Raw genomic sequence first — 7,810 nt, forward strand, 5'->3', positions numbered from 1 at the left:
GGCGTTGAGCGGAATGCAGCCGGTTCGTGGCACCCGGGATCTGATCGGTGATGCCTTCCGCCGCCATCACCACGTGATCGAGACGGCGCGGCACGTCACCGGCCTCTACGGGCTGGAGGAATGGGCAACGCCCATCTTCGAGGCCACCAGCGTCTTCGCCCGCACCCTGGGCGACACCTCGGACGTGGTGACGAAGGAGATGTACACCTTCGAGGACCGCGGCGGGGATTCCGTCACCCTGCGGCCGGAGAACACGGCGGGCATCGTGCGCGCGCTGGTCTCCAACGGGCTGGCGCAGCAGGCGCTGCCCCGGAAGGTCTTCTATGCCGGGCCGATGTTCCGCTACGAGCGGCCGCAGAAGGGCCGCTACCGGCAGTTCCACCAGATCGGTGCCGAGATCCTGGGCGCCGCCGAGCCGCTGGCCGATGCCGAGGTGATCGCCTGCGGCTGGCAGATCCTGCAGCAGCTCGGCATCGACGACGGCGTGGTGCTGGAGCTGAACACGCTGGGCGACACGCCGAGCCGCGACGCCTACCGCGCCGCGCTGGTGGCCTATTTCACCGCGCACCGGGACAGGCTCTCCGAGGACAGCCAGAAGCGGCTGGAGAAGAATCCGTTGCGCATCCTCGACAGCAAGGACGCCGGCGACAAGGCGCTGGTGGCGGATGCGCCGACCATCCACGAGCACCTGACACCGGAGGCCGCCGAGTTCCACGCCGCGGTGAAGCGCCACCTGGACCGCTTCGGCGTGCCCTACCGGGACAACCCGCGCATCGTGCGGGGGCTGGACTACTACAGCCATACCGCCTTCGAGTTCGTCACCGATCGGCTCGGCGCGCAGGGCACGGTGATGGCCGGTGGCCGCTATGACGGGCTGGTGCAGGAAATGGGCGGCCCCGCCACCCCCTGCGTCGGCTGGGCGGCCGGCGTCGAGCGGCTGGCCGAGCTGCTGGAAGAGGCGCCGGAGCCGGTTCGCCCGGTGGCGGTGGTGCCGGTCAGCGAGGCGGAGGAAGGCCCGGCCGTCGAGCTGCTGCAGATGCTGCGCGCCGCCGGGGTGCCGGCCGAGATCGCCTACAAGGGCAACCTGAAGAAGCGGATGGAGCGTGCCAACCGCATCGGCAGCCAGGCCGCCGTCATCATCGGTGAGAGCGAGGTCGCGGAGGGCGTCGTCGTCGTGCGCAACCTCTCCGACGGCACGCAGGAGCGGGTGGGGATGCCCGGTCTGCTGCCGGCCCTGGCCGCCGCCGGGGTGGTGGACGCCATGCTGGAGCAGATGGTCGAGGAGATGGAGCTCGCCGCCGAAGAGGGCGAGGACGAGCCGGACGAGGAATGAGCCTTTCCGAGAAGCTGGACCGCCTGCTCTATCGCGCCGACGAGGTGCGGGCGCTCCTGGAAACGGCGGATGGGGCGCAGATCGGCGCCCTCTCCAAGGAACTCTCCGAGCTGGAGCCGCTGGTCGAGAAGGTCCAGGCGCTCCGCGCCGCCCAGCGCGCCCGCGATGAGGCGGAGGCTTTGCTCGCCGACCCGGAGATGCGCGAGCTGGCCGAGGCCGAGTTCTATGCCCAGCGGGACGCGGTGCCGCGGCTGGAGCACGAGGTGCGGCTGATGCTGCTGCCGAAGGACGCCGCCGATGCCGGCAGCGCCATCCTGGAGATCCGCCCCGCCGCGGGCGGGGACGAGGCCGGGCTCTTCGCCGCCGAGCTCTTCGCCGCTTATCAACGCTATGCCGGGCTGCGTGGCTGGCGCTTCGGCGTCCTCGACTACGACGAGTCGGAGCTGGGCGGCATCAGGGGTGCCGTGGCCGAGATCGAGGGCCAGGGAGTCTTCGCCCGGCTGAAATTCGAGAGTGGCGTGCACCGCGTGCAGCGGGTGCCGGCGACCGAGACGCAAGGGCGCATCCACACCTCCACCGTCACGGTGGCGGTGCTGCCGCAGGCGGAGGATGTGGACGTGCAGATCAACGAGGGCGACCTGCGCATCGACACCTACCGGGCCTCGGGTGCCGGCGGGCAGCACGTCAACAAGACGGACAGCGCCGTCCGCATCACCCATATCCCCACCAACACCGTGGTGGCGATGCAGGAGGAGCGCAGCCAGCACAAGAACCGCGCCAAGGCGATGAAGGTGCTGCGGGCGCGGCTCTATGAGGCGCAGCGCAGCCAGGCCAGCGCCAGCCGCTCCGCCGACCGCAAGGCGCAGGTGGGCACCGGCGACCGCTCCGAGCGCATCCGCACCTACAACTTCCCGCAGGGCCGGGTGACCGACCACCGCATCGGCCTGACGCTGCACAAGATCGATCGCGTCATGCAGGGCGAGTTCGACGACATCATCGACGCGCTGATCGCCGAGGACGAGGCGGCGCGGCTGGCGGCCGAGGGTGTCTGAGGGCGACCCTGGAAGCGCCCTTGGGAGCGCCTGCCCCGATCCGGCGGGCACGGTGGGGGCCTTCCTCTGCCGCGCCGGGCAGCATCTGCGCGCCGCCGCCATCGAGAACCCGCGCCTGGAGGCCCGGCTGCTGCTGGCCGAGGCGATGGGGGTGGAGCAGGGGGCCTTGCTGGGCACCCCGCGCCGGCCCGTGCCGCCGGAGCCGGCGCAGCGCTTCGCGGCGATGCTGCGCCGCCGTCTGGCGCATGAGCCGATGGCTTTCATCCTGGGCCGGCAAGGCTTCTGGACCCTGGATCTGGAAGTTTCCCCCGACACGCTGATCCCCCGCGCCGACTCGGAGGCGGTGGTGGAGGCGGCGCTCGCTGCGCTTCCCACCCCGGCGGAGCGCGTGCTGGACCTCGGCACCGGCACGGGATGCCTGCTGCTGGCCGTGCTCTCCGAGTGGCCGGGCGCCTTCGGCGTGGGCGTGGATCTCTCGCCGACCGCGGCGGCGCTGGCGGCCCGCAACGCCGCCGCCAACGGGCTGGCCGGGCGCGCCGCTTTCCTGGCCGGCGACTGGGCGGGCGCGCTGGCCGGCCGCTTCGGCCTGGTGCTCTCCAACCCGCCCTACATCCTCCGCCAGGCCGTCCCGGGGCTGATGCCGGAGGTGGCGCGGCATGAGCCGCACCGGGCGCTGGACGGGGGCGAGGATGGGCTTGATGCCTATCGCCGCATCGTGGCGGCGCTGCCTGACCTGCTCACATCGCAAGGCTGCGCTGTGCTGGAGCTGGGGCAGGGGCAGCGGGATGCCGTTTCAGGGCTGGCAGTGGCGGCAGGCCTTGCAATCCAGGGTTGTCAGGCTGATCTGAACGGCATTGAAAGAGCCCTGATCCTGGCCCACCCGTGAAAAAACCGTTTGGCGGTGGTGGCCTGCGCGGTTAGGGTGCCCTTGCGGCCCCGGGCAAACGAGTTCACCCGGTCGGATCCGCCGGGCAGGTTTCCCTGGTGAAAGATCACCAGTGACCTCCGGTGCCGCAGCAACGCAACACATCAGCAAGCCCCCCGGTGCGCCGGGGTCCATGCCGGACCCCTGAATGCCGGACGGCGCGAGCGTGAGACGGCGAACGCAACACCGATGAACATGAAGCGCATGCGCGGCCGCGGCGGCCATCGCCATGGCGGCGGCGGGGGCGGCGGCGGCGGGCAATTCCGCCAGAGCGGCCATCAGCCCATGAACCGCAACCATGTGTTCGACTCCAACGGGCCGGACATGCGGCTGCGGGGTACCGCCCAGCAGCTCTTCGAGAAGTATCTGCAGCTTGGCCGTGATGCGACCAGCGCGGGCGACCGGGTGATGGCCGAAAGCTATTTCCAGCACGCCGAGCACTACTTCCGAATCCTGAATGCCATGGCGCAGGCCGCCCAGGCACAGCAGCAGACGCGCCGCCCGCAGCAAGGCGCGGATGGCGCGGAGGGCGGCGAGCAGCAGGCCGAGAACGGCGAGCTGAACGGCCATGCGCAGTCGTCCTTCGACGGCGAGAATGCCGACTCGTCCGACCAGCGCGAGACGGTGCAGTAACTTCCCGCATGGCGGGGCCGGGCCTTGGTGCCCGCCCCGGCCAAGCCGGCTCAGGCTGGCTCCAGCGCCTCGAGCGCATCCCCCAGGGCAACCTGGCCGCCTTCCTCCACGGTGGCGTGCACACCGAGATCGGCATGGCCGAAATGCTCGCGCAGCAGGCGCGGCACGTCGGCATCCCGCTCGCCGGTCTGCAGATTCACCTGGGTGGCGGGGCAGCGCACGGTGCGCTTGAACACCGCGAGGCGCGCGCCGCCCAGCATCACCTCCTGCCCGATCCAGTTGAGCTCCGCCCAGGCCGGCAGGCCGGTGAAATAGACATTGGCGCGGAAGCGAAGGGGTTCGAGCCGGCGGCCGATCGCCTTCTCCAGCGCCTCCAGGCTGGCGAGGTTGATCAGCGAAACGCCCTTCTTCTTCTGGTCCGTGAAGGCATGGCCTGGCGCCTCAAGGAAGCGGGGCGTGCCGCGCGCCTCCTCGCCCAGATAGGCCGTCAGCACCTCGGCGATGCGTGCGCGTCCGGCCTCGGTGCGGGTATCCGCCACCAGCGGCTCGCTGCCCGGCACCCGCAGGGAGAGGCGGCCGCTGCGGGACTCGTATGCGGAGGCGACCAGGGCGAGCCGCGCATTGGCCATCAGGCAGGCGAAGTTCTGCTTGGGCAGGAAGCGGGGGGCCGACTCGTCAAAAGGGGCGTCGCCCTGGACCAGGGCGAAGCGCCGGTCGTCCGGAAAGCACTCGCCGGCACGCAGTGCGGCCGTCTCCAGCGCCTCCGCCGATAGGCCCTTCACCGGGTAGCGGTAGAGGTGCTCGACGCGCATCGGTTCAGCTCCCGTTTTTTGCTGCTGCCCCTTGAAGGGTCATTTGCCTCCTTACCACATCCCTCGCATGAGCGGAGCGGGCGTCGCCTTCCAGGGGCGCCAGGCTCCGGTTGCCTCACCGGAGGGACCAGTATGGACATCGAGAAGTTCACCGAACGCGCCCGCGGCTTTCTGCAGGCAGCGCAGACCATCGCCATCCGCGAGTACCACCAGCGCGTCACCGCCGAGCACCTGATGAAGGCGCTGCTCGACGACGAGCAGGGCGCGGCCGCGGGGCTGATCCGCGCCGCCGGCGCCGATCCGAAGCCGGTCCTGACGGCCGTCGAGGCCGAGTTGGCCAAGCTGCCGCGGGTGCAGGGTGGCGGTGCCGGCCAGCCGCAGTTCATGCCCGACATCGTGCGGCTCCTGGACGCTGCCCAGCAGCAGGCCACCAAGGCCGGCGACAGCTACGTGGCGCAGGACCGGCTGCTGACCGCGCTGGCCGCCAGCGACACGCCGTCCGGCCGGGCGCTGGTCGCCGCCGGCGCGACCGCCAAGAAGCTGGAGGCCGCCGTCGCCACCATCCGCAAGGGGCGGAAGGTGGACAGTGCCAATGCCGAGCAGAGCTTCGATGCGCTGAAGAAGTACGCCCGCGACCTGACCGCCGCGGCGCGCGAGGGCAAGCTCGACCCGGTGATCGGCCGCGACGAGGAGATCCGCCGCGCCATTCAGGTCCTGGCCCGGCGCACCAAGAACAACCCGGTGCTGATCGGCGAGCCTGGCGTCGGCAAGACCGCCATCGTCGAGGGGCTGTCGCTGCGCATCGTCAATGGCGACGTGCCGGAGGCGCTGAAGAACAAGAAGGTCCTGGCGTTGGACCTGGGCGCCATGGTGGCCGGCGCGAAGTACCGCGGCGAGTTCGAGGAGCGGTTGAAGGGCGTGCTGTCCGAGATCGAGCAGGCGGCCGGCGAGGTCATCCTGTTCATCGACGAGATGCACACGCTGGTCGGCGCGGGCAAGGCGGATGGGGCGATGGACGCCTCCAACCTCCTGAAGCCGGCGCTGGCGCGCGGCGAGCTGCACTGCATCGGCGCCACCACGCTCGACGAATACCGCAAGCATGTGGAGAAGGATGCGGCGCTGGCGCGGCGTTTCCAGCCGGTCTTTGTCGGCGAGCCCTCGGTGGAGGACACCGTCTCCATCCTGCGCGGGCTGAAGGAGAAGTACGAGCTGCACCATGGCGTGCGGATCGCGGACAGCGCCCTGGTTGCGGCGGCGACCCTCTCCAACCGCTACATCACCGACCGCTTCCTGCCGGACAAGGCGATCGACCTTGTGGACGAGGCCGCCTCCCGCCTGCGCATGCAGGTGGACAGCAAGCCCGAGGAGCTGGACGAGGTCGACCGGCGCCTGATGATGCTCAAGATCGAGCGCGAGGCGCTGAAGAAGGAGGGCGACCCCGCCAGCCGTGACCGGCTGGAGCGCCTGGAGCGCGAGCTCTCCGAGCTGGAGGAGCGGTCGGATGCCCTGACCGCGGCCTGGCAGGAGGAGAAGAGCAAGCTCACCGAGGCGCAGAAGGCCAAGGAGGAGCTGGACCGTGCCCGCACCGAAGTGGAGCTGGCGCAGCGCAAGGGCGACTACGCCCGCGCCGGCGAGCTGACCTACAGCGTGATCCCCGCGCTGGAGAAGAAGATCGCCGCGGCAGGGGATGAGGGCCGGCTGGTCAACGAGGCGGTGACGGAGGAAGGCATCGCCGCGGTGGTGAGCCGCTGGACGGGCATTCCTGTCGAGAAGATGCTGGAGGGTGAGCGCGCCAAGCTGCTGCACATGGAGGACTCGCTCCGCGGCCGGGTGGTCGGGCAGGAGGAGGCGCTGGAGGCGGTTTCGAAGGCGGTGCGGCGTGCCCGTGCCGGCCTGCAGGACCCGAACCGGCCGATGGGCAGCTTCCTGTTCCTTGGCCCGACCGGCGTCGGCAAGACCGAGCTGACCAAGACCCTGGCCGCCTTCCTGTTCGACGACGAGAAGGCGCTGCTGCGGGTCGACATGTCCGAGTACATGGAGAAGCACGCGGTATCCCGGCTGATCGGCGCGCCTCCGGGCTATGTCGGCTATGAGGAGGGCGGCACGCTCACCGAGGCGGTGCGCCGGCGGCCCTACCAGGTGATCCTGTTCGATGAGGTCGAGAAGGCGCATGAGGACGTGTTCAATGTCCTGCTTCAGGTGCTGGACGACGGGCGGCTGACGGACGGACAGGGGCGGACGGTCGATTTCCGCAACACCCTGATCGTGCTGACCAGCAATCTCGGCTCCGACATCCTGGCGGCTCAGCCCGATGGAGAGGATGTGGATCTCGTCCGCGGGCAGGTGATGAATGTGGTGCGCGGCCGGTTCCGGCCCGAATTCCTGAACCGGCTCGACGAGATCGTCCTGTTCCGCCGTCTGGCTCGGAAGGACATGGGCGCGATTGTCGAGATCCAGCTTGGTCGGCTGCGCAAGCTGCTGGAGGAGCGGAAGATCACGCTCGAGCTCGACCAGTTCGCGCGGGATTGGCTGGCGGAAGCCGGCTACGACCCGGTCTATGGGGCGCGTCCCCTGAAGCGGGTGATCCAGCGGAACCTGCAGGACAAGCTCGCCGAGATGCTGCTCGAAGGCCGCGTGGCGGACGGCAGCAAGGTGAAGGTCTCGCTTGGCGGGGACGGGCTGGAGCTGAGTGCCGAAAGCTAAGTCGGATCGGCTACGGATTTTTTCGTGAAAGCCATTTGACAGGGAAGGGGGCCGGGACTAAAAGCCGGCTCCCGACGCTGAGGGACGGACGAAAGGACGAACCGAAGCGAAAGGCGCCGCAAAAAAGTCGGTGGGGTGTTGACAGGCGGTTCATCGATCGCTAAATACGACGCCCCGCTGATAGAAGGCGGTGGCAACTAGAGCGGATTTCCGGCGACGGAAAAACTCTGGTTGCAACGCTGATTGAAAATTGCATCGGGTTTTCTGGAAGGGAGACTGTCCTGGTTTGGTATTGACCTGGAAGGGTTGAGCCTGGCGGGTGTGTTTTGATCCTGATGTTGTGCTGGGTTTT

7 protein-coding genes are annotated in these 7,810 nt (G+C 69.5%); 5 read left to right on the forward strand and 2 right to left on the reverse strand.

Annotated features, from left to right (window positions below; all coding sequences use genetic code 11):
- The first annotated feature begins 4 nt into the window (after positions 1–4).
- From hisS to QMO56_RS23055, 4 genes are all read left to right on the forward strand, one after another.
- Positions 5–1,333 (forward strand): histidine--tRNA ligase, encoded by a 1,329-nt coding sequence (gene hisS, locus QMO56_RS23040; RefSeq protein WP_283529601.1) that lies wholly within the window; start codon positions 5–7, stop codon positions 1,331–1,333.
- A complete protein-coding gene (gene prfA, locus QMO56_RS23045) occupies positions 1,330–2,385 on the forward strand; it encodes a peptide chain release factor 1 (RefSeq protein WP_283529602.1) in 1,056 nt (351 codons plus the stop codon). The genes hisS and prfA overlap by 4 nt, the downstream gene beginning before the upstream one ends.
- Before the next feature lie 52 nt (positions 2,386–2,437).
- Positions 2,438–3,271, forward strand: a complete 834-nt coding sequence (gene prmC / locus QMO56_RS23050) for a peptide chain release factor N(5)-glutamine methyltransferase (protein WP_283529607.1) — start codon at positions 2,438–2,440, stop codon at positions 3,269–3,271.
- 228 nt (positions 3,272–3,499) lie between these two features.
- A complete protein-coding gene (locus QMO56_RS23055) occupies positions 3,500–3,943 on the forward strand; it encodes a DUF4167 domain-containing protein (protein WP_283529603.1) in 444 nt (147 codons plus the stop codon).
- 50 nt (positions 3,944–3,993) lie between these two features.
- Here QMO56_RS23055 and QMO56_RS23060 read toward each other — a convergent pair whose 3' ends face one another.
- Positions 3,994–4,755 (reverse strand): MOSC domain-containing protein, encoded by a 762-nt coding sequence (locus QMO56_RS23060; RefSeq protein WP_283529604.1) that lies wholly within the window; start codon positions 4,753–4,755, stop codon positions 3,994–3,996.
- 132 nt (positions 4,756–4,887) lie between these two features.
- On the opposite strand from QMO56_RS23060, the gene clpB reads away from it, so the two are divergent.
- On the forward strand, positions 4,888–7,458 hold the full coding sequence (gene clpB / locus QMO56_RS23065) for an ATP-dependent chaperone ClpB (protein WP_283529605.1): 2,571 nt from the start codon (positions 4,888–4,890) through the stop codon (positions 7,456–7,458).
- 150 nt (positions 7,459–7,608) lie between these two features.
- On the opposite strand, the gene QMO56_RS23070 is transcribed toward clpB, so the two are convergent.
- Positions 7,609–7,810 (reverse strand): hypothetical protein (locus QMO56_RS23070; RefSeq protein WP_283529606.1); only part of this gene is annotated, 202 nt, incomplete at its 5' end.

Origin of the sequence: Roseomonas sp. E05, assembly GCF_030063475.1 — a bacterium.
Lineage (GTDB): Bacteria > Pseudomonadota > Alphaproteobacteria > Acetobacterales > Acetobacteraceae > Pseudoroseomonas.